We start from the raw sequence: 21,153 nt of genomic DNA on the forward strand, positions 1-21,153 counted from the left end.
GCTCGGCGTCCTGCCTCGCATCCCCCGGATCAGCGCCAGGACTCAGCCGTCACTTACGTCGCACTCTGCGTCGTCAGTGCCATCGCGGTGAAAAAGCGCTTTTATAGGTGCTCGCAACCGCAGATGAGCCCTCTGCAAATAATTTAAAAAAACGTGAGCCGTTTTCGATTGCTCGCGTGACAGACAGGGAAAGCATCTCTCAACCTTCCGGTCAAAGGACTCCTGCATGTCAGCCCGCCCTACTCAACTCTCACCGCTGGTGCGCACGTTGCGCCATGTCATTTTCGGCGCCAGCCTTTCGGTGGGTAGCCTGTCGGCTTACGCTGCCGACGTGGCACCCAAGGTGTATCACATCGCGCCGAGCGAGCTTGAAGCGGCGCTGAGCCAGTTCGGTCGAGAGTCAGGTGTGCTGATTTCCTACGGTTCGCAGATCACCAGCGGCCTGAAAAGCCGTGGGCTGGAAGGGCAATACACGCCCGAGCAAGGCCTCAATGCCTTGCTGGAAGGTACCGGTTTGCAGGCGATGGCCGACGTTAATAACGGTTTCACCCTGCAATCGGCCAGTGCCGCTGGCGCACCGATCGAGTTGGGCGCATCCACGGTGGTCGGTGACTGGCTGGGTGAAGCGCAGCAGACCAATGTCTTCGAGCACCCCGGCGCACGTGACGTGATTCGTCGTGAGGAATTCGAGCGGGTCGGCGCAACCTCGGCGCGCGAAGTGCTCAATCGTATCCCCGGCGTCAACGCACCGGACAACAACGGCACGGGCAGCCATGACATGGCGCTGAACTTCGGCATTCGTGGCCTCAACCCGCGTCTGGCGTCACGCTCCACGGTATTGATGGACGGCATCCCGGTGCCGTTTGCGCCTTATGGCCAGCCGCAGCTGTCTTTCGCGCCGATCAGCATGGGCAACATGGACGCCGTGGACGTGGTACGTGGCGGCGGCGCCGTGCGTTATGGCCCGCAGAACGTGGGCGGCATCGTCAACTTCGTGACCCGCGCCATCCCTGACGCGCCAACCCTCAAAGGCGGCCTGCAGACCGAAACCAGCCCATCGTCCAGCAACGATGGCTTCAAGACCACTGGCAATCTGCTGGCCGGCGGCACCGCCGACAACGGCCTGGGCGGCGCGATTCTGTATTCCGGCGTGCGCGGCGGTGACTGGCGCGAGCACAGCGATACCCAGATCGACGACCTGATTCTCAAGGGCAAATACCAGATAGACGAGGCCAACAGCCTTAACGCAATGGCGCAGTATTACGAGGGCGAAGCACAGATGCCCGGCGGCCTGAGCGTCAAGGATTACGATGCCGATCCGTATCAGTCGACGCGCCTTAAAGACAAGTTCTGGGGCCGCCGCACGATGTTCAACTTCGGCTATCGCTATGAAGAGGATGCGCGCGTATTCACCGCCAACACGTTCTTCACCAAGACCCTGCGCAGCGGCTATCTCGACCAGGGCAGCTTCGTTTCCCTGTCGCCGCGCGAATACTGGGTGCGCGGCCTGGAAACACGCTTCTCACAAGGTTTTGCCCTGGGCGAAACCTGGCATGAAGTGGGCGTTGGCTACCGCTATGTCAACGAAGCCGGCCACGAACTGCGCTATCGCGAGCCGGTGACCGGCAACCTGCCGACCACCGCCAGCCGCAACGACCGCGACACACGCGGTGCTACCGAAGCGCATGCCTTCTACATCGACGACCGTATCGACATCGGCAAGTGGACCATCACGCCGGGCGTTCGCTACGAGATGATCGACACCGCGCAGAACAACAACCTGACCAACGCCAGATACCAGGGCGACTACAGCACCGCGCTGCCTGCGTTGAACGTGCTTTATCACCTGACCGACACCTGGAACCTGTACGCCAACACCGAAGGTTCGTTCGGCAGCGTGCAATACAGCCAAATGCCCAATCGCGTGACCGGGGATGAAGTCAAACCGGAAAAAGCACGCACCTGGGAGCTGGGCACGCGCTACGACAACGGCAACCTGCGGGCCGAGATCGGCGCGTTCCTGATCAACTTCGATAACCAGTACGACAGCAACCAGACCAACGACACAGTGATCGCACGCGGCGAGACGCGTCATCAAGGGATAGAAACCAGCGTCAACTACGCGCTGGAAGGTCTGAACCCGATACTGGCCGGTTACGATGTTTACGCAACGTATGCGTTTGTTGACGCGACCATCCGCGAAGACGGGCCGAACAAGGGCAATCGTGTGCCGTTCTCGTCAAAACATAAAGGCACGATGGGCGTCAGCTACACCGAAGGGCCGTGGAAGCTGAATTTTGACAGTTCATTCCAGAGCGACCAGTTCGCCGACAACGCCAACACAGCAGCGGAAAGCGCCGACGGCAGCACCGGCAAGATCCCTGGGTACATGCTGTTCAGCAGCCGCGCCAACTACGATTTCGGCCCACAACTGTCGGACCTCAACGTAGCGGTCGGGATGAAGAACATCTTCAACCGCCAGTACTACACCCGCTCGTTCGACGACAACAACCGCGGCAAATACGTCGGCGAACCGCGCACGGTGTATGTGCAGACGTCGGTTGCGTTCTAGTTCTCAGGGTCATAGTGGGCCGGACGATGCTTCGCTCGTCCGCGATCTCTCGGTTTTCGTAGGAGCGGACCGGGCGATGCTTCGCTCGTCCGCGAACTGCCGGGAACCGGCAGCGAAACCAGCCGACTCGGTGCACCAGATACAACCAAGGTGGCCGGCTTGGGGCGCTTCGCAGCCCATCGCGAACAAGTTCGCTCCCACGCCCTACGGGCAGAATCAGAAACGGACTTATGTATCACGATAAGCGCTGGAGCGTAGTAGCGTGAAGGGCGCCCCCCTGTCACCACCGATACGTAGCACTCGCCTGCACGGTGCGTTGCGAGCCGTACCAGCACCATGAATAGGTGTAGCACGACGCAACGTATTCCTTGTTGGCAAGATTGGTGACGTTCAGCGCCAGGCGCAGGTTGTCCATCGCGTTGCTGATGTTCGGAATGTCGTAATGCACGGCGGCATCGAACAGCGTGTAACCCGGCACTTTCAGGGTGTTGGCTTCATCCCCCCAACTCGCGCCTACATAACGTGCGCCGCCACCCACACCAGCACCTTTCAACTGCCCGTCATGAACCGTGTAATCCACCCACGCCGAGGCGGTGTGGCGTGGAATGGCCGGTGCCGTGGTGCCTTTGGTGGTCAGATCAGGACCTGGGGTATCGCCGATGATCCCGGACGTAACATTGACCACGTTGCTGGACTTGGTCACCCGGTTATCCAGATAGGCATACGCCGCAGTAATGTCCAGGTTGTCGTTCAAACTGGCCTTGCCTTCCAGCTCGAAACCACGCGACTGCACTTCACCGGTCTGCACCTGACAGACCGCGCCGTTGCACAGGTTGCCATTGGGGTCCTGGCTCAGCACATTGGAACGACGCAGGTCGAAAATCGCCGCTGTGATAAAGCTGTTGCTGCCGGGCGGCTGGTACTTGATACCCAGCTCGTATTGCGTACCTTCGGTCGGGTCGAACAGCGAACCGCCCAGCCCCGTACCGCTTTGTGGCTCGAAGGATTCCGAGTAACTGATGTAAGGCGCCAGGCCGTTATCAAACAGGTAAACCAGACCCAGACGCCCGGTGAACGCTTCGCTGTCGGCCGAAGATCGGGTCTTGGTGCTTGAAGTGAGGTTGGTAGAGCTGTTGCTGCTCTCGGCCCAGTCGTAGCGGCCGCCCATCAACAGCACCCACTTGTCCCACTTCAACTGCTCTTGCAGGTACAGGCCCTTCTGCTGATCACGCTGTGTGCTCGACTCGGTAAAGGCTGGAACCTCGACGGGCGAGCCATAGACCGGGTCGAAAATGTCCAGCGTTGGCCCTATGCCATAACCCGCCTTGGTGTCGGTGCTGGTGTTCTGATAATCCGCCCCCAGTAACAGCGTGTGCTGCAACGGGCCGGTGTCGAAATTGGCCTGCATCTGGTTATCGATGGTGTAGGAATCCAGATTCACATCGGTGGCGATGGTGGCGCGTTCGGAGGTGCGATAGTCAGGCTGCAATGTGCCCCAGCCGTTGTAGATGCTTCGATAAACCCCTTCGCTGCGCAGGTAACGTGCGTTCTGACGGAAGGTCCAGACGTCGTTCAGATGGTGCTCGAACAGATAGCCGACGGCGTGATATTCACGGTCGCTCTTCTCGAAATTCTTCTCGCCATCATAAAAATCAAAATCGATGTGCCTCCCGGTAGGGCTGTTCACCACTGAACCATAGGCCGGCATCGATCCGTAGGAAGCCCCCTTTGGATCGCTCTGCAGATTGGCCAGCAGGGTCAGCGAAGTGTCCTCGTTGGGCCGCCAGGTGAACGCCGAGGCCAGTGACTGACGACGGGTTTCGGTGTGTTCGATCTGGCCGTCGGCATCGTCGTACAGCCCGGACAGGCGATAGGAATAAACGCCCTGATCATCAATCGGGCCGCCGAAATCGAACGTGGTGCGCTTCTTGTTGAAGGTGCCATACGTCAGACCGATCTCATGGAACGGCGTCTCGGTGGGCAACTTGCTGACCATGTTCACCACGCCACTGGGGCTGGCCTGACCGTACAGCACCGACGCAGGGCCGCGCAGCACTTCCACACGCTCCAGATCGAACACGTCTTTCTGTGGCGCGGCATCACGGTTGTCCGGCATGCGCAGCCCGTCCAGATAAAGCGCAGGCGAAAAACCGCGGATGCTCAGCATGTCCAGACGCGAAGCCGTCGAGCCGCGTGTCTCGGGCACCACGACGGCGCTGTAGCGCAACATCTGGCTGAGGTTCTCCGCGCCCTGGGCTTTCATCTGGTCTTTGGTCACAACCGAGATCGACTGCGGGGTTTCGATCAGCGCTGTGTCGGTCTTGGTCGCCGAGAGGCCGCGCGTCGCCACATAACCGGTTACAGGCCCCGTAGCGGTCTCCAGCCGGGACGCGCCGCTGATGGTGGTCGCCTGCAATTCCAGCGAACCCTCCACCGCCTCGGGCGCGATTTCGATGCGATAGCGGTTGGCCGACAATGCCGTGGCGCGCAAACCGCTGCCGCTCAGCAAACGGGCAATCGCCTCGTCGGTGCCGTATTGCCCCTGCAAACCGGGGCTGCGTTTACCCCGGGTAAGCGCCGGGTCGAACGCCAGCGCAAGGCCCGCCTGCTCCGAAAAGGTATTGAGTACCTGGCTCAGATCCCCGGCCGGTATCGAGAAACTACGCGCCGCACTGACGTCTGTATTCGGCGATAAAGGCTGGGCGGCGTGCGACGCCATCGCTGCACAGGCCATGAGTACGGCAAGTGCCAAGGGGTGCAGCGAACGGGCGGGACGGGGCATGACAGATCCTTGGTATAGATTGGGTTTCCTTAGCCATGACGCACACGATCGCAAAACAGACAGCGAATGAGATGGATTTTCATTCAATAAGTCACGAATAATTTTTTTACTGCGAAATATTTCTTCCATATTGGGGTTGAATTGTTGGGCCATTGACGCCAACACTGTGAATGAGCGCAAACGAAATCGATTCCGCAAGGAATCACGTAGTCCAGCCTCGCACGAGCAAGCCCTAATAAGGATTAACTATGCAAATCCAGGTCAATAGCGATAATCACATCGAAAGCAGTATCCGACTGGAGGAGTGGGTTCGTACCACCGTTGAAAGCACGCTCGAACACTACGATGAAGACCTGACTCGCGTGGAAGTCCATATCCGCGATGAAAACGGCGACAAGCCCGGCCCGCACGACATCAAATGCCAGATGGAAGCCCGGCCAAAAGGACACCAACCCATTTCTGTTTCCCACAAGGCCGATACGGTCGATCAGGCGGTGGACGGCGCAGCCGTGAAGCTTGATCACGCTCTGGAGCATCTGTTTGGCAAACTGCGTGGTAAACGCAGTGCTGCGCCGGTTCTTGCCGAGCAGGACGACGACCCGATCAGCCCAGACGCGCTGCTCGAAGAAGAATTTCTGGAAAAAGAGCAGGAGAAAGAAGCCGCTCGTTTGGGCTGATAATCTGACACATCTCGCAAAACAAACACGTTTTGCAAACAAAGGGCGAACCGGCAACGGTTCGCCTTTTTTGTCTTTTATCAGCGCTGTGTCATCGAGCGTCAGGCTTGACGATGACCAGCAGGTCGGTAAACCGCTCGACCTTGATCGGCAGGTTGTCAGCCAGTGTGGCCAATGCCGCATCGGTGTCATCCAGCCGGAACACGCCCGACACGCGCAGGCCTGCAAGCGCTTGCGTATCGAAGCGCAACAGGCCGTGGCGATAGGCCGCCAGGGTTTGCAGCACTTCACTCAACGGCCGGTCATCAACCTTGAGCACGCCGCGCGTCCAGTCTGCCGGGTCATCACTGCCCAAGGCGTGCGGCGTCTGCACACGTCCATCCTTGAGCAGCGCCTGCTGACCGGTAGCGACTTTCACCACATCGGCCGTGTTGGCCTGGGCGGCAATGGCCGATTCCAGCACGCTGACCGTGGTGCCCTCCTCGCCGCGACGCACCACAAAACGTGTGCCCAGCGCGGTGATGGTGCCCTGGTCTGTGCGCACCACAAATGGTCGCTGCACATCTTTGGCCACCTCGACCCACAGTTCGCCTTGTAACAACTCGATCACGCGTTGCCGTTCATCGAATTTAACATCCAGCGCAGAGCCACTGTTGAGCTGCAACTGGCTGCCATCGGCAAGGGAAAATTCGCTTCGCTCGCCCACGTCGGTGTGCCGGTCTGCCATCCACACCGGCAGGCGCTCGACACTCATCCAGCCGCACACCAGCACCCCCACCAAGGCCAGCGCCTGAACAGTACGCGATGCCGGTTTCGACCCCGCAGGTGCGAAAGTCTGACGAAGGGCAATGCGCGCCGGAGTGTCGGACAATTCGTCAAAACTGCCCCACAGAGACTGCATCCGCGACAGTGCAAGCTCATGCCCGGGATCAGCCTTTCGCCAGCGTTCGAATGCATTTCTGTCGGCCGTACTGACCGGCTCATCCTGAAGCAAGGCCAGCCAGGAAGCGGACTCGGTGATCATTCGTTCGGAGGGTTCACCCTGGTCGCTCATGCAAAATGGCCCGAACCATGCAGTGCCTTGTAGCAATGCACCATGACGCTGGCCATGTACTGTTTGACCATGCTGGAGGACACCCCCAAATGAGTGGCGATTTCGCTGTACGTCAGACCATCAAGACGGTGGAGCAAGAAGGCCTGCCGGGGTTTTTCGGGCAGACCTTCAAGCAACCGGGCGATTCGCTCGAGTATCTGCAGCGCGGCGTGAATGGCTTCAGGGCTGGGAATGCTCGCCTCGTCGGCATGCAGCGCCAACGCATCCAGATAAGCGCGTTCGACCTTGCGGCGGCGCGCACCGTCGATCAGCAGACGGGTGGCCGTAGTCGCCAGAAAAGCGCGCGGTTCCTTGAGGTTGAGCGGTTCGGTCAGGGTAAGAATTCGAACGAAAGCGTCATGAGCAAGATCGGCTGCACGCTGCGAGCAGCCCAGTTTTTTCCGCAGCCAGTTCTGCAACCACGAGTGGTGGTCGACGTAGAGCTCGGTCATTTGTTGGCGACGACTGGAGTCATCATCAACGGCGGAAAAGTCGCGCATACGTCAAAGCTTCTCAAACACGAAAAATTATCATTAACGCGAAAGATGACATCAAAATCTGTCAGCAGCAAGCACAGGAGTAAAGCAACCGCTGATCAGTCATCGAGAACTAAAAGGACAAATACCCGGTCAACTTATGCAGAACCATTGAGCAGGTGAATGATATGGACAATCCTTTTCAGATGATCACGGACACTTTTCACCCCGACTATCGGGTGAATCTGAGCATTCAGGGGCTGGAGGGCAGCATCATGCTGACCTTGTCCAACGAACGCGGAGTCGTTGCCAAGCGCCTGATCAGCGCCGCGCAACGTAATGACCCGCTGCGCCTGCGCAAACTCATTGAAAGCGTACAGTTCGGCATCGCCATCGAGCGTGGCGAGAGCGCTATCAAGATCCTCGCGGCGATGACCGACGGTGTCACGTTGCAGAAAGCGCCGAGGCCTGCGAATGGTCCTTGGGCCTCAGGCCAGACGAATACAACCGCCGCCATCTGACGACATTTATTTCGGGGGTGGAGCCGCCACTCCCCGCTTCATAGCCTGTCAATTTTCAATCCTGTCAATTCACACAGCTCTGACGTCGTTGACGAGGTCAGGGTTTTGAGCGCGTCAGCCCCTCCCCCCAAGGTTCAGCAAAAGTACAGATACAACCTGCTACAACATTCCTTGCGCAGAAACATTCGAGCGACTGGGCATTGCGTTCAGCGCCACTGCACCGCCGGATAATTCCGAGGAGGCAACATGTTCTTACGTTACGGGGTATTGATCGCATCACTTGTGATAGCGTCAGGTTGTGTCGAGGAGCGAGTCGTTCATGAGCGATCGCACGCACATCACGAATACGTCGAAGAAGTCATCGCGCCGCAAGCGCCGCCCGAGCGGGTGATCGAAGTCGAACCGGCTGCGCGTCCCGGCTATGTGTGGGCGCGTGGTTACTGGCACTGGAATGGTGAGCGCTACGTGCCGGTTCACGGCCACTGGGAGGCGGAACGGCCTGGCTATCGCTATGTGCATCCGCACTGGGAAAGCGCAGGGGATGGCTGGCACTGGCACGCCGGGGTGTGGGCCAACTGATGCCTTTATATCAATGCCTGCATAGCAACTTCATGGCGGCATCGTTCCCGGATGCCGCCATTGCCGCCTCAGACCTCGCCTTTCTCCTCGGTCACGGCGCCTTTGACCGCGCTGGATGAATCGGGAATCTTCGCCGACGGGTATTTGTACGACGCGTAGCGCACCACCAAAATCGCGAACGCCAGCAACAGAATGCCGCCACACAGGTAGATGATGCCAATGTCCGGCGGGTTGTGATGAGACACGTCGGAAATCAGCAGGCGGGTCAGGGCCGTGATCGCGACGTAGATCAAAAAGCGCACGGGCATGTGGTTGGTTTTGAAATAAATCCCCGTCATCGCCCCCAGTTCCAGGTAGATAAACAGCAACAGAATGTCATCGACGGTGACGTTGCCCTTCTCGACCATGCCCAGGAATGCGACCACTGACGCCCAGGCGGTGATTGCGCCGATGGCGAACAGCGCAAGAAAGTGGAAGCTCTCGACGCAGAGGTTGCCCAGTGATTCGGCTTGCGCGTGCACTCGGTGCCGCAGCTTTTCTGCCCATTTGTTTCCCATGACGCTTTACCTCTGAACCTTGGTTTATGCCAACCGGATGATGCCGGGTACTCGTGACGCTCGTTGTGGCCTGCTTTTTAAAGCAGGAACAGGGCCATAGGCTATGGTTGAGAGCGCGGCGGGTTGTCGCAAGGCACATTTATCGGGCAAAAAGATGCTCAAACGCCATCAGTCAGGCAGGGGTTGATAGGCACATGGCTTTTACTGTATAAAAACACAGTAATCGAGAATCACCGCAACGCAGATGCGTGCGTGAGTTGATTGGCCTTCAATGTGGCGCGCCCGATGCGGTGCACCGCTCGCGACACCTGACCGGCATGCTGGTCATGCACGATCACAGCTTTTGCATCAACCCGCTGGTCAGAGCGTGAAGCACTGAGCGTCCGGGTCTAGCCCCTTAAACACTGGATAAGACGACGAGGCCAACATGGCTGTTGAAACCCTTTACCGCAGTACCCGCGATCTGGAGACTACTTTCGTGGACCGTAAACTCGCCGATGCGCACGACCAAATGCTCGAGCTGGCCGAGCTTCTCACCGACGTCCTGATCAAGAACGTACCGGGGATCTCGGAGAAGCATGCTGAGGATGCGAGCATCTATATGGCGAAGAATCGGGCCGTGTTTGCAGCGGCGTTCAAAAACAACGCAACAGCGTTGAGCGAGCTCTCGGAGCCTGCCGAGTCGGAAGGCTGATTGCGGCCTGCCCTGCGACCCTCCTCACCCGAGGAGGTCGCTGATTTGTCATCTGTTGATCAAAGCAACTGCGTTTGACCTGATTGCCTTTGACCTGACTGCCTTTGGCTTGACTGCCTTTAACCTGATAGTGCCTGTACCTGACAACTTGATCATATGTAACCCGGTTCACAACATCCCCCTGCTCGCCCACTCCGCAAATTCGCTACATAATTAAAGTTCCACACCGTCATAATCTCAGCGCCAGTTTTGTGAACCCCTTCTCTATTATTGTCATTTAACAGGCGTCAGGAATCTGCTGTAGTGACCCGTACCGAAGCCGCTGATTTTTTGTTGGAACTTTTTGCCATCACACCCAGTTACAACGCATGTACAGGCTATGAAAACTGCGGCAACCACGCTACTATCAGCGCCTCAAACCCCTGTATTCATTGGTCAAAACCTGATTTTTAAAAGTTTTAACCATTTACAGACCGTGTTAAAAAATGAAAGTTCCGACAAACTGTTACTTTGAAAAATAGTTAATAAAAAGTTTGGCATTACTAATTTCTTCTGCTAATAATCCAGACAAATCCGGGTAACAAGGCAAATGGCTACATCACATTGAAGTGAACATCGAGTCATCCACTCCGATTATTCCCGCCCGAGAAACTCATCAACTCGCAAGCTAACCAAGCTGGTTGCAGCCTGGTTTTGCTGCTGTGCGGCGCGCTCAAAGCGCGGGAGGAAATAAATGGCTGGTCAACACCCCAGAATGAAGGTCCTTTCAATTTTCGGCACTCGTCCAGAAGCCATCAAGATGGCGCCTTTGGTCAGAGCACTGGCCGCAGAGCCGGGTATCGTCTGCATAACCGGGCAACACCAAAGCATGCTGCAACAGGTGCTGGACATGTTCGAGCTCAAGGCTGATTACAGCCTCGACGTGATGCGCCCCGAGCAGACCCTGAATTCCCTGACGGCAGCGCTTTATGCCGCCATCGATCCGATTCTGGACGAAATGAAGCCGGACAAGATTCTGGTTCACGGTGACACCACGTCGGCGATGGTTGCGGCCATGTCGGCCTTTCACCGCCGCATCCCCATCGGTCACGTCGAAGCGGGCCTGCGTACTGGCGACATTCGTCAGCCCTGGCCTGAAGAGATGAACCGTCGTTGCATCGACCTGATCTCCGATCACCTGTTTGCTCCAACCGCCGAGTCACGTCGCAATGTGCTGGGCGAACGCCTGCAAGGTGTCTCGTTCGTGACCGGCAACACCGTGATCGACGCATTGCAATTGACCGCACAGCGGATCGACAGCAACCGCCAGTTGCGCCATGCACTTGATCGCCAGTTTTCGTTTCTGGTGCCTGAGCGCAAGGTTCTGGTGGTCACGGGGCATCGTCGCGAGAATTTCGGCGATGGCTTCCTGAATATCTGCAAGGCGCTGGCCGAGCTGGCCAAGCGTGACGATATGCAAATCGTCTACCCAGTGCACCTCAACCCCAATGTGCTGGGGCCGGTGACCGAGCACCTGGGCGAATTGCCCAACGTGCACCTGATCAAGCCGCTGGACTACCTGTCGTTCGTGCGCCTGATGCAACGTGCCCACGTCATCCTCACTGACTCAGGCGGCGTGCAGGAAGAAGCGCCGTCGCTGGGCAAGCCGGTGCTGGTAATGCGTGACGTTACCGAACGTCCGGAAGCCGTCGCAGCGGGCACCGTACGCCTGGTGGGCACCGAGACGGACGCAATCATCAACGGGGTGAACGCGCTGTTTGACGATGAAATTCTCTGGCAGAACGCTTCCCGCTCAGCCAACCCTTATGGCGACGGCAAGGCCAGTGCGCGCATTGTCGATGCCCTGATGGGCCGCCCGGTGGATGAGTTTGTCGCTGAACTGCCGCGTCAGCGCCCCGACGCGATGGACCTTCAGCACGACACCCGAATCAAGCCTCAGCCACACCATGCCCAGTTGCGCTCGATGGCCAGTTAGCGAGAAAACGCGCAGGTAGCGCAAACCAACACCTGAACCATTCCGCAGGATGCAGTCCGCAAGCGATAAGGGCACTCGGTTCCAACCGAGTGCCCGTAAAACGTTGTAACGGACCGGCACTCTGCATCAAGACCCAATGGCCTTGAGCCCTCACCGAGATCTGCCTGATGAAATCTTCCGTTGCCGTAAACATGGGCGCGTTGAATGTCCTTGCCTGCGGGATGAGCCTGTTGGCTCTGATGCCTGCCTTTGCCCTCGCTGCCGAGAGCCCGTTGACCCAGGCGATCAACCGGATCACGGCTGACAGCCGTCAGGAGCGCGTGATCGAGTTGCGGGAGCTGGGCATTGATCGCCCGATCATCCTCAATGCCACCGATGCACGCCGCGAGCTTTATCTGCCGGTGCCGGCCAATGTGCCGCTGACTGATGCGACGCTGAATTTTGACGCCAGCTATCTGAATGGCGAAGCCGGCCGCAATACGCTGCTGCTGTCGCTGGACGGTTATCCGGTGCGTGCGCTGGGCCTCAACGAAGAACAGGGCAACGCCAGCGCGACCCTGGGCGTCGACAAGGCTGCGCGCGAAAGCGGCTCGGTGCGTCTGGGGATCGCCTGGTCCTCGGTGATCTCCAAGGTGCTCTGCGAAGACCAGCGTGCCATCGGCAACGTATTGCGCATCGACCCGCACACGCGCCTGACGTACAGCTATGACGCCAGCCAGTTGCAGGATGTTGGTGCGGCATGGAATGCGCTGCCCGGTAAACCTGGCTTGCTGGTTGCGCCGGGCACTCTGTCCAGCGCCAGTTACGATGCGGCCTGGCGTATGGGCGTGGCGCTGGAGCGGATCGGTAAACAGGCACGCATTCTGCCGTTTCCAGCCGTGCAGGACAGCGTGGACCTGAGCAATCTGAACATTCCGGCAGAGCTCAAGCAGATCCCGGCGTTCGCCAGCCTCGACGGCAAGGGTCAGTACACCCTGCGCGACCCGGCAGAGATCGGCGCATTGCTGATGCTCGGCCAGACACCGGCGTTGCAGGCAGACCTTGCGATCAGCGACGCGCCATTGCTCAAGGCCATTGATGATTCCCTGAATGCTCTTCAGGCACAGGTACAAGGCCTTGATACCTCGGCTGGCGCTGCGCTGACTCAGTGGCGCGCGCGGCATATCAAGCAACCGGTTGCCAACAGCACCGAGGACGTGAGCCTGGCCCTGCTGGGCAATCGCGCGTTGTTGATGATCAAGCCAGAGTCGGCCAGCAAAGCCATCGGCCTGTTCAGTTCGGCGTGGAACACACTGGCGCGTAATCGCCAACTGACCATTGGCGAAGAAACCCCCATGCCGCTCAGTGAGGACGGCCGTGTAGCGCTGACGCGTCTGGGCGGCAAGCCTGGCACCGTGGATGTGCTGGCGAAAACCGACTGGAGCGCTTCGTTCCCGCTGGGCAGCGTGGCCTACGACGGCCGTGTGCCGGTGACCGCGATGATCGACGTCGCCGCCGCACCGGGCGCGTCGGGAACGCCGCCGGTTGCCACGCTGTTCCTCAACGATTACCTGATCGGTGCGATGCAACTGACCGCCGATGGCAAGAAAGAGCGCATCGAAGCACGGATTCCGCAATATGCACTGGCAGCTCAGAACGTCCTGCGCGTGTCTTTCCAGCGTCAGCCGGTCAGCAACCAGTGCCTTGAAACGCCGCAGGCTTTCCCGATCTCGGTCCTGCCAACCAGCCATGTGGTGCTGGACAAGATTACCCCGGACGCAAATTTCTCGGGCATGGCGGCGCGATTCGCCACCGACACTCAGGTAATGGTGCCTAAAGGCTACCTTGAGCGCCCGGCCAGCAGCCTGCCGCAGGTCATCCGCATCGCCAGCGCCTCCGGTGTCTCGCCGTTGCGTGCGCAACTGAGCGTCAGCGATGACGCCAGCGTTGCCGTGACCCCGGCCAAGGCGTTTCTGGCCTTCGAGCTGCCCGTCAAGGACGCTGCCGAGTCGGTTCAAGCCAGCAACGACGGCCATCTGCTGATCAACCACAAAGAACAGACGCTGCTTGACCTCAAGTCCCTCAATCACCTGGCTTCATTGCAGGTGATCGAAGCGGGCGGTCAGCACGGCATGGTCTATCGCACCCTCGGCGGACAGGCCCCGGTGTTCGAGCGTCCGGTGCTGCTGGAGCGCGGCAACGCCACGGTATTGGCCAACAGCGGCTCACTCACCACCTTTGACGCCAAGGATCCGACCGGCAGCCAGATGATCGAGGACGATGAAGCCACCGGCATCGACGCCTGGCGCAAACCTTCGCTGCTGTGGCTGATTCCGGCCGGCATCGTATTGTTTCTCATCCTGTTGCTGGCTGGCCGTAACGCCCGTCGCAATCGCTCGTAACAGGACGCCGCAATGACGTCGCTCTATTGGCCTTACTGGCTGGCCCATTACTACAGCGTGCTGGAAGTCGCGACGATCATTGTCGGACTGATCATTCTGGTATCGAGTATCGATGACCTGTTCATCGACCTCTGGTACTGGGCCAGGCGGCTGTACCGCAAGTTCACCGCTGAACGCCGCTACCGGCCGCTGACCGCCGAGCAATTGATTGCCCGCGACGAGCAGCCGCTGGCGATCATGGTTCCGGCGTGGCTGGAATACGATGTCATCGCGCCGATGATCGAAAACATGGTGTCGACGCTCGACTACCAGAACTACGTGGTTTTTGTCGGCACCTACATCAACGACCAGCGCACCATCGATGAAGTGGAGCGCATGCGCCGTCGCTACAAGCAGTTGCACCGTGTGGAGGTGCCGCACAATGGCCCGACCTGCAAGGCCGACTGCCTGAACTGGGTGATCCAGGCGATTTTCCTGTACGAGCAGACCCATGCCGTGCAGTTCGCCGGCACCATCCTGCATGACAGCGAAGACGTGCTGCACCCGCTTGAGCTGCGTCTGTTCAACTACCTGTTGCCGCGCAAGGACATGATCCAGTTGCCGGTCGTATCGTTGGAGCGCAACTGGTACGAATGGGTGGCCGGGACCTACATGGACGAGTTCGCCGAATGGCACGGCAAAGACCTGGTCGTTCGCGAAAGCATGACCGATACCGTGCCCTCGGCCGGCGTCGGCACGTGTTTCTCGCGGCGTGCCTTGATGGTGCTGGCCGATGAAAACCAGAACCAGCCGTTCAACACCGAAAGCCTGACCGAAGATTATGACGTCGGTGCGCGGTTGGCGAAGTACGGCATGCAGGCGATCTTCGTGCGTTTTCCGGTGCAGTTCCGGGTGTTGCGCAAATCGTGGTTCCGCAAGCCATACGAGTCGACACTGGAGATGCCGCTGTGTGTCCGGGAATTTTTCCCGGACACCTTCCGCACCGCGTTTCGCCAGAAGGCCCGCTGGACACTGGGCATCGGCCTGCAAGGCTGGGAGCAAATGGGCTGGACCGGTTCGCTGGCGAACCGTTACCTGCTGTTTCGCGACCGCAAAGGTGTAGTGACTTCGTTTGTCAGCATCATTGCTTACCTGATTCTTGTGCAGTTGCTGGCCTTGATCGTGCTGCGTTCCAGCGGATTGTGGAACACCAGTTTCCCGACACCGTTTGAAACCAACGGTCTCATTCAGTACCTGCTGGTGGCCAACGGCATCGCGTTGCTGTGGCGGATTTTGCACCGCTGCTATTTCACCACCGTTCTGTATGGCTGGCAGCATGGCTTGCTGTCCATCCCGCGCATGGTGGTCGGCAACTTCGTCAACTTCATGGCTGCGGCGCGCGCCTGGCGGATGTTTCTGGTCGGCAAGGTGCTCAATCGCAAACTGGTCTGGGACAAGACCATGCACGACTTCCCGTCCACCGATCTGGTGGCCGCCGCGCCGCGACGTCTGGGCAGCGTGCTGATCTCGTGGCAGGCCATCAACGACGAGAAACTTCAGACCGCGCTGGCCGAGCAACAGACCCGCCAGGTGCCGCTGGGCCGGATTCTGCTCAGCCACGGCTGGCTCGACGATGAAACCCTGGCTGAGGCCATTGCGTTCCAGAACGATCTGCCACGGGTGTTCGACATCGCCGGCAAACGTAGCGCGAGCAACCCGCTGGCGGATGAGTTCTGCCTGCGCTGGCGTGTCGTGCCGCTGCAAATGAATGCACTGGGTCGCCAGGAAATCGCGGTCGCCAGCCCGCTCCCGGAAGAAGGCCTGCAACAGATTACCGAACAGTTGGGTGCCGAACCGGTCCAGTTAATTGCGCGTGAAAGCGACATCATCACGCAGTTGCGTCAGCTCCAGGTGGTCGAAGGTCAGCCGTTGCCGTCCGCTGCGCCGCTGTTGGGTGACCTGCTGATCGAGCAAGGGCTGCTGGACCGCGAAGTGTTCCGCAAAGCCATGCTCGGTTACCGCCCGCATGTGCACGGCCGGATCGGCGACTACCTGGTCGACATCGGCGTGCTGCCCAGAGAAACCATCGAACAGGCTGTGGCACGTCAGCACAACCACTACCACGCTGACGATCAAACGGAGCAGCCACTATGAAGCGCCCCTTCATCCTGTCGCTGCTGGTGAGCGGCCTGAGCCTTGTTGCGCCGCTCAGTCAGGCAGAAACACTGCCGTTGCCGTTGACCGGTCCTGCGTATGCCATCGCCAACGAGGCCTACATGGCCTACAACCGCAAGGACTACGACCTCGCCATCGCCAAGGCGCGCGAAGCGTTGCGCCAGCGGGGCGATGCCGAGCAGTTGCGCGATCTGATTGCCCTGGCCGAGCGAGACAAATACCGTCGCGACCACCCCCAGCGGTTCCCCAAGGCCCGCATAAAGCCGGGCTATGTGGAAGGCAATCAGGCGCTGCGCGCTTATGCAAGGCGAGATTACGACGGTTCGGCTAACCATGCGCGCAAAGCCATCGTACAGGCCCCAAAGAATCTCGATTACCGCATGATGCTGATCGAGGCACTGCAACGTCAGCAGCGTCTGGACGAAGCGCAGGTAGCGATCAACGATGCCGAACAGGCAGTCGGCCCACAGCCCGTGCTGACTCGCCGTCGGCAAGCGATTCAGGAACAGGTGGCGGTCAACAAGGCTGCCGCTGGCTACAAGGCACTGGCGCGCGGCGACAACGAAACCGCGGTCAGCGAAGCGCGTGACGCAGTGCGCAGCTTCCCGAAACAAATGGCGTATCGGAAACTGCTGGTCAGCGCTTTGATCGCTCAAGGGCAATATGCCGAAGCGCGCTCTGCCGCCACCGAGGCGCTGGCGCTCAACGGCAACGATGCCACCCTGCTCGCACAGCGCGGGCAACTGCGCCAACGCCTCGGCGACCGGGACGGCGCGCGTCAGGACTTCGCTCAGGCACTCGCTGTCGGCAATCTGCCGCTGCGCGAGCAGGCCTCGCTGTACGCCGCGATGGGCCAGCCGAAAGAGGCGTTGCAACGCCTGCAAAAGGCCCGCGATGCCGGTGAACTGCAACCGGGCGATGAAGTGCAGATTGCCTACTTCCTCAGCCAGGCGGGCGACGATCGCGGAGCACTTGCCGAATTCAAGCGGGTTGACCGCAGCAGCGGGCTCAAACCCCGTGAAGTTCAGGATGCCGCTTACAGCGCCATGCGCACATCGGACGACGCGCAGGCCATCGCGTACTTCAAGCGCGTGCTCGACTACCAGCAGACCGGCGATTTGCAAGATGCCCGATCAACAGGTGTTCGACACCCGGCGCGCCGTTTCCGACCTGTCTCGCGAATGGGGCCTGACCAACACCACGACCTATCGCGGCGCCAGCACCAGCAGCGGCCTGAACGGCGCGCCGAGCAGCACGACCGACAGCGTGCAGAACAGCACCGAAGTGTTCTGGCGACCATTGGGCTACCGCAACGCGCGTTTCGTCGAGCTTTATGGCCGGGTGACCGACACGCTGTGGAGCAAGGATGGCGACTCCGACACCGGCGCGGATGCCTTGCAGGGAGCGCTGGGTATCCGCGTCAAACCGTTCAGCGCGGTCAACGTCATCGGCGCGTTCGAGCGCACCTTTCCCTTGGGCAACTCCAACGCCGACGGCGACTGGCTGGTGCGTCTGGGCTACGGCTCCAGCATCGGCACTGATCTGCGGGTCGATGTGCCCAGTTGGTGGACCTCGCAGTTGTACGCTGAAGGAGGGCGTTATCTGCAGGACAAGCGCAACTACTTCAACAGTGAATGGCAGGTCGGGCGCAGCTTTCGCCTGGACAGCATCAGCCCGCGATTGGTGGTATTCCCGCACGTGGTCGCCGCAGTGGACTACGATTCAAAGATGCGCAGCGAGGTCGATAGCCTCGGCCGCAGCAGCACATCGTCCGGCAACGCAGGCGGGGTCGGCGTGGGTACAGGTGTGCGCTACTGGTTCCGTGAGGACAAGTACAAGGCGCCACAATCGTATGTCGACTTCTCGGTGCAATACCGCGAGAAAGTCTTTGGCGATGACCGCGCAGAAGGCGTATTCGCACGCATGACATTCTCGTGGTGATCACCGCGAGTCATCTACCAGGGAGTAATGCTTGAAGGCTTTGGCCGCACTGCTACGCCAGACAACACTGGTCAAGACTTCGCTGGCAGCCATGCTGGTGGCTGCGCTGACCTTCGCCTCCAGCGAGCTGTATCAATTGATACAGCCCAAGGGGCCGGGTGTGGTCGGCATAGTCTGGCAGCCGGATAACGCCACGGTCGGTATCAGTGGTGACTGGGACAAACTCGGCGCGCGGCAATTGCTCGTGCAGTGGACGGCGGTCGATGACCAGTCGTTCATACCCGGCACCGACCTGCCGAATGTGCCGGTGCTGCCCGACTGGGCGCGTATTGGCCAGCAGCCTTGGGCGCAAGAGGTGATCCTCGGGCTGGCGGGTTACTTCAGCGAGAATCGCTCACGGGACAACATCGAACAATTGGCCGTGCTTTCCGCGCAGATGGCCAAAGTCAAAACCCCGCTCAATGTCACCGGCTGGTATTTCCCGGCCGAGGTCGATCCCAGCTGGAGCCGTGCCAAGGAGTTGCCCGCACTGCTGGCAAAACTGCCAAGACCTTTGTGGATAAGCGTCTACGACGGCGCCAACATCGGCCCCGCCGCCACCGCTGACTGGCTGAAAACCTGGCTGCCGGACGACATCGGCGTGTTCTTTCAGGACGGTGTCGGCGTTTACGCACGCACCGCGCCAGTCGCCCGAACCTACGCCGATGCCTTGCGCAAACGGCTGGGCAAAGATCGGGTAAGGATCATCGTCGAAGCGTTTCGCCCGCAGTTCGGTGGTGGCTTCCGCTCGGCAACCGCTGCCGAATTGAAACCGCAGATTGCCGCTTTTGATGGGTATCCGCTGTACCTGTTCGACGGTCCGCACTACGTGACGCCCGAGCTGATAGAGGCGTTAAACAAGTAGAAACAAGCGGGGCTGGACGAAACTCCCGGGCAGGGCTACAAAGAGTCTTCGTACTGAATGCCTGAGCCGCACGGGGTGGCCAATGACTCCACGTCAGCATTGCCTGACCTGCCTGCAACAGACGCCGCCCTCGGTGTTTGAAGCGGCCTTGTGGGTATCGGCAGAACACGACGCGCACTTTGCGCGCCATGAGGTGATGAGCGACATGGACCAGTTGCAGCGTCAGGTCGGCGCTGCCCTGCCGGTCCTGCCCGCCGCCGAACTCGCACAACCGCTGTTGCGACAGCTCAGCGCCCTGGGTTTTCAACAGGATGACTGGAACCCTCCTAAACCCGACTCCGCACTGCTGCACAAAATCGTGCAGCAACGACGCGGGCAACCATTGGGCCTGGCCTTGATTGCAATGGAGATCGCACGACGGCTGGACATCGCACTGGAGGGCGTCAACTTTCCCGGTCACTTTCTGCTCCGCGTGCCGGGTGCCGACCATGTGCTCGACCCTTGCGGCGGGCGCAGGCTGTACCCCAAAGACTGCCGCGAGCTGCTGATACGCCAGTTCGGCCCGACCCTGCAACTGCACGTCGAACACATGAAGCGCGCCACACCGCCCCATATGCTGCAGCGCTTGTCGCGCAATCTGCGCCACCTGCATCAGCTCAACGATGACTACATTGCTGCGCTCAAGGACGCCAATCGAATCATCGAGCTGGGCCAGGCGACCAGCAGCGATCACCTGGCCCGCGCCAGTCTGTATCAGTTCCTGGAATGCCCGCAAGCCGAACGTTTCGACCTGGAGCACGCGTTGCTGCTCAGCGAAGACCCGATTCAGCGCATCAGGCTCACAGAGCGTCTGAGTCAAATGCCATCGAACCGCAGCGTCCACTGACGGCGCGGCCATTTTTTCGGTTCATTTTTGCTTGGCATTGTTACCTGCAGGGTAATGCTGCATATCCCTCACAGGGATGTTTCACGGTCGTGACGACAGGTAACCTGCGCGTGTTGAATCGACGTGGATTTGCAAGCTCCCTTGATCCTGCGTTTTGTTTGGCCGCTGCGTGTGTATGAACACAGCGGCCTTTTTTATCCCCTGAGCACGCTCACGCCTTGGCATTCGGCGTTCGTTTGATCAGCCCCTTGCTTTCCATATCCTTGATCTTGCGCATATCGTAACTGTCGCCCGACTCGGCAAATGTCTGAAGGTTCTGCATGATATGGATTGCCCTGATGTAATCTGGCAATAACACTTTGGCGTAAGGGTCTCCGCTCATTGCCTTTTCTTTCATTTCAATGATCCGGTTGGCAAAAAACTCCAGTGCATTGATTTCCTTGCTCGGATCGACAAGTTTGCCTTTCTTGTCGAACTCATCACCCGCGCGGCTCATGAGTTCGGCTGTATGATTGTCAATCATGCCGAACTTGTACAAGATCATTCCCGCCCTGTTGAGATCCTTCGGGGTAATCTGTTCGGGGTTGAAACCCTTGAACAAAGGCTTCATCTTGCGTTTTTCCATCGCCAGCGAATTGAGCGCAACGGCATTCTCACCGACCTCCTGCAACACCTGACCAACCTGCTCTGCAGCCTTCTTGAACTTGAGTCTTTCAGGCGGCGCAGCAACGGTTACCGGTGGCAGGTCACCCCACATTGTTCTTCCCACGTGATACTCCTTATATGAATGTGTTCACACTTCATATCGGAGCCGGAAGGGCTGAATTGATGGCCGGGGGAAAATCCGTACTTGGACTACATAGCCCTAGTGTACTGTTTTCGAAAAAACCAGCTACTAACTAACGTAAAATTCAAATTTTATCAATAACTTAGGTTGCGGGACACGGGTAAATTATTTCGC

At 59.2% G+C, this 21,153-nt stretch carries 17 protein-coding genes and 1 pseudogene; 13 read left to right on the top strand and 5 right to left on the bottom strand.

Features of this window, described 5'->3' with window-relative positions; translation table 11 throughout:
- Window positions 1–226 precede the first annotated feature (226 nt).
- The gene (gene fecA, locus DW49_RS0117790; RefSeq protein WP_005615345.1) at window positions 227–2,572 is read left to right on the top strand and encodes a TonB-dependent Fe(3+) dicitrate receptor FecA; all 2,346 of its coding nucleotides are present in this window, start codon (window positions 227–229) and stop codon (window positions 2,570–2,572) included.
- 280 nt (window positions 2,573–2,852) lie between these two features.
- On the opposite strand, the gene DW49_RS0117795 is transcribed toward fecA, so the two are convergent.
- Window positions 2,853–5,354, bottom strand: coding sequence for a TonB-dependent siderophore receptor (locus DW49_RS0117795; RefSeq protein ID WP_005615344.1), 2,502 nt, complete (start codon window positions 5,352–5,354; stop codon window positions 2,853–2,855).
- 248 nt (window positions 5,355–5,602) lie between these two features.
- On the opposite strand from DW49_RS0117795, the gene DW49_RS0117800 reads away from it, so the two are divergent.
- Window positions 5,603–6,031, top strand: coding sequence for an HPF/RaiA family ribosome-associated protein (locus tag DW49_RS0117800; RefSeq protein WP_005615342.1), 429 nt, complete (start codon window positions 5,603–5,605; stop codon window positions 6,029–6,031).
- A gap of 91 nt (window positions 6,032–6,122) precedes the next feature.
- Here the strand turns inward: DW49_RS0117800 and DW49_RS0117805 are convergent, their stop codons facing one another.
- Both DW49_RS0117805 and DW49_RS0117810 read right to left on the bottom strand, forming a co-directional pair.
- Window positions 6,123–7,085 carry a FecR family protein gene (locus DW49_RS0117805; protein ID WP_024420371.1) on the bottom strand — a complete coding sequence of 321 codons (963 nt, stop codon included), beginning with the start codon at window positions 7,083–7,085 and terminating at the stop codon, window positions 6,123–6,125.
- Window positions 7,082–7,624: a sigma-70 family RNA polymerase sigma factor gene (locus DW49_RS0117810; RefSeq protein ID WP_003379336.1), complete on the bottom strand. Its 543-nt coding sequence runs from the start codon at window positions 7,622–7,624 to the stop codon at window positions 7,082–7,084. The genes DW49_RS0117805 and DW49_RS0117810 overlap by 4 nt, the downstream gene beginning before the upstream one ends.
- 164 nt (window positions 7,625–7,788) lie before the next feature.
- Between DW49_RS0117810 and DW49_RS0117815 the strand changes: the two genes are divergently transcribed.
- Together DW49_RS0117815 and DW49_RS0117820 are read left to right on the top strand one after the other, a co-directional pair.
- Complete coding sequence (locus DW49_RS0117815) at window positions 7,789–8,121, top strand: DUF3509 domain-containing protein (RefSeq protein ID WP_005615337.1); 333 nt, start codon at window positions 7,789–7,791, stop codon at window positions 8,119–8,121.
- A 246-nt stretch (window positions 8,122–8,367) separates the two neighbouring features.
- Window positions 8,368–8,700, top strand: a complete 333-nt coding sequence (locus DW49_RS0117820) for a YXWGXW repeat-containing protein (protein ID WP_005615335.1) — start codon at window positions 8,368–8,370, stop codon at window positions 8,698–8,700.
- A gap of 68 nt (window positions 8,701–8,768) precedes the next feature.
- Here the strand turns inward: DW49_RS0117820 and DW49_RS0117825 are convergent, their stop codons facing one another.
- Window positions 8,769–9,257: a phosphate-starvation-inducible protein PsiE gene (locus tag DW49_RS0117825; RefSeq protein ID WP_003379330.1), complete on the bottom strand. Its 489-nt coding sequence runs from the start codon at window positions 9,255–9,257 to the stop codon at window positions 8,769–8,771.
- A 248-nt stretch (window positions 9,258–9,505) separates the two neighbouring features.
- Here DW49_RS0117825 and DW49_RS1000000133920 point away from each other — a divergent pair, with 248 nt between their 5' ends.
- From DW49_RS1000000133920 to DW49_RS0117865, 9 genes and pseudogenes are all read left to right on the top strand, one after another.
- Window positions 9,506–9,628: a hypothetical protein gene (locus tag DW49_RS1000000133920; protein WP_005615334.1), complete on the top strand. Its 123-nt coding sequence runs from the start codon at window positions 9,506–9,508 to the stop codon at window positions 9,626–9,628.
- A 56-nt stretch (window positions 9,629–9,684) separates the two neighbouring features.
- A complete protein-coding gene (locus DW49_RS0117835; protein WP_005615333.1) occupies window positions 9,685–9,951 on the top strand; it encodes a YebG family protein in 267 nt (88 codons plus the stop codon).
- Between the two features lie 303 nt (window positions 9,952–10,254).
- Entirely contained in the window at window positions 10,255–10,404 is a 150-nt protein-coding gene (locus DW49_RS1000000132275; RefSeq protein WP_235390761.1) for a hypothetical protein, read from the top strand.
- 280 nt (window positions 10,405–10,684) lie between these two features.
- Window positions 10,685–11,926: a non-hydrolyzing UDP-N-acetylglucosamine 2-epimerase gene (wecB, locus tag DW49_RS0117840; protein ID WP_005615332.1), complete on the top strand. Its 1,242-nt coding sequence runs from the start codon at window positions 10,685–10,687 to the stop codon at window positions 11,924–11,926.
- Between the two features lie 167 nt (window positions 11,927–12,093).
- A complete protein-coding gene (locus DW49_RS0117845; RefSeq protein WP_005615331.1) occupies window positions 12,094–14,307 on the top strand; it encodes a cellulose biosynthesis cyclic di-GMP-binding regulatory protein BcsB in 2,214 nt (737 codons plus the stop codon).
- A gap of 12 nt (window positions 14,308–14,319) precedes the next feature.
- The gene (locus tag DW49_RS0117850; protein WP_024421345.1) at window positions 14,320–16,440 is read left to right on the top strand and encodes a glycosyl transferase family protein; all 2,121 of its coding nucleotides are present in this window, start codon (window positions 14,320–14,322) and stop codon (window positions 16,438–16,440) included.
- Window positions 16,437–18,402, top strand: a pseudogene (locus DW49_RS01000000128525) (NfrA family protein). The gene DW49_RS0117850 and the pseudogene DW49_RS01000000128525 overlap by 4 nt, the downstream one beginning before the upstream one ends.
- A 31-nt stretch (window positions 18,403–18,433) precedes the next feature.
- A complete protein-coding gene (locus DW49_RS0117860) occupies window positions 18,434–19,306 on the top strand; it encodes an alpha-amylase family protein (protein ID WP_005615329.1) in 873 nt (290 codons plus the stop codon).
- A gap of 82 nt (window positions 19,307–19,388) precedes the next feature.
- Window positions 19,389–20,192, top strand: a complete 804-nt coding sequence (locus DW49_RS0117865; protein WP_005615327.1) for a SirB1 family protein — start codon at window positions 19,389–19,391, stop codon at window positions 20,190–20,192.
- Window positions 20,193–20,403: 211 nt separating this feature from the next.
- Here DW49_RS0117865 and DW49_RS0117870 read toward each other — a convergent pair whose 3' ends face one another.
- Window positions 20,404–20,949 (bottom strand): hypothetical protein, encoded by a 546-nt coding sequence (locus DW49_RS0117870; protein ID WP_005736502.1) that lies wholly within the window; start codon window positions 20,947–20,949, stop codon window positions 20,404–20,406.
- Window positions 20,950–21,153 lie beyond the last annotated feature (204 nt).

Origin of the sequence: Pseudomonas avellanae BPIC 631 (genome assembly GCF_000444135.1) — a bacterium.
GTDB lineage: Bacteria > Pseudomonadota > Gammaproteobacteria > Pseudomonadales > Pseudomonadaceae > Aquipseudomonas > Aquipseudomonas avellanae.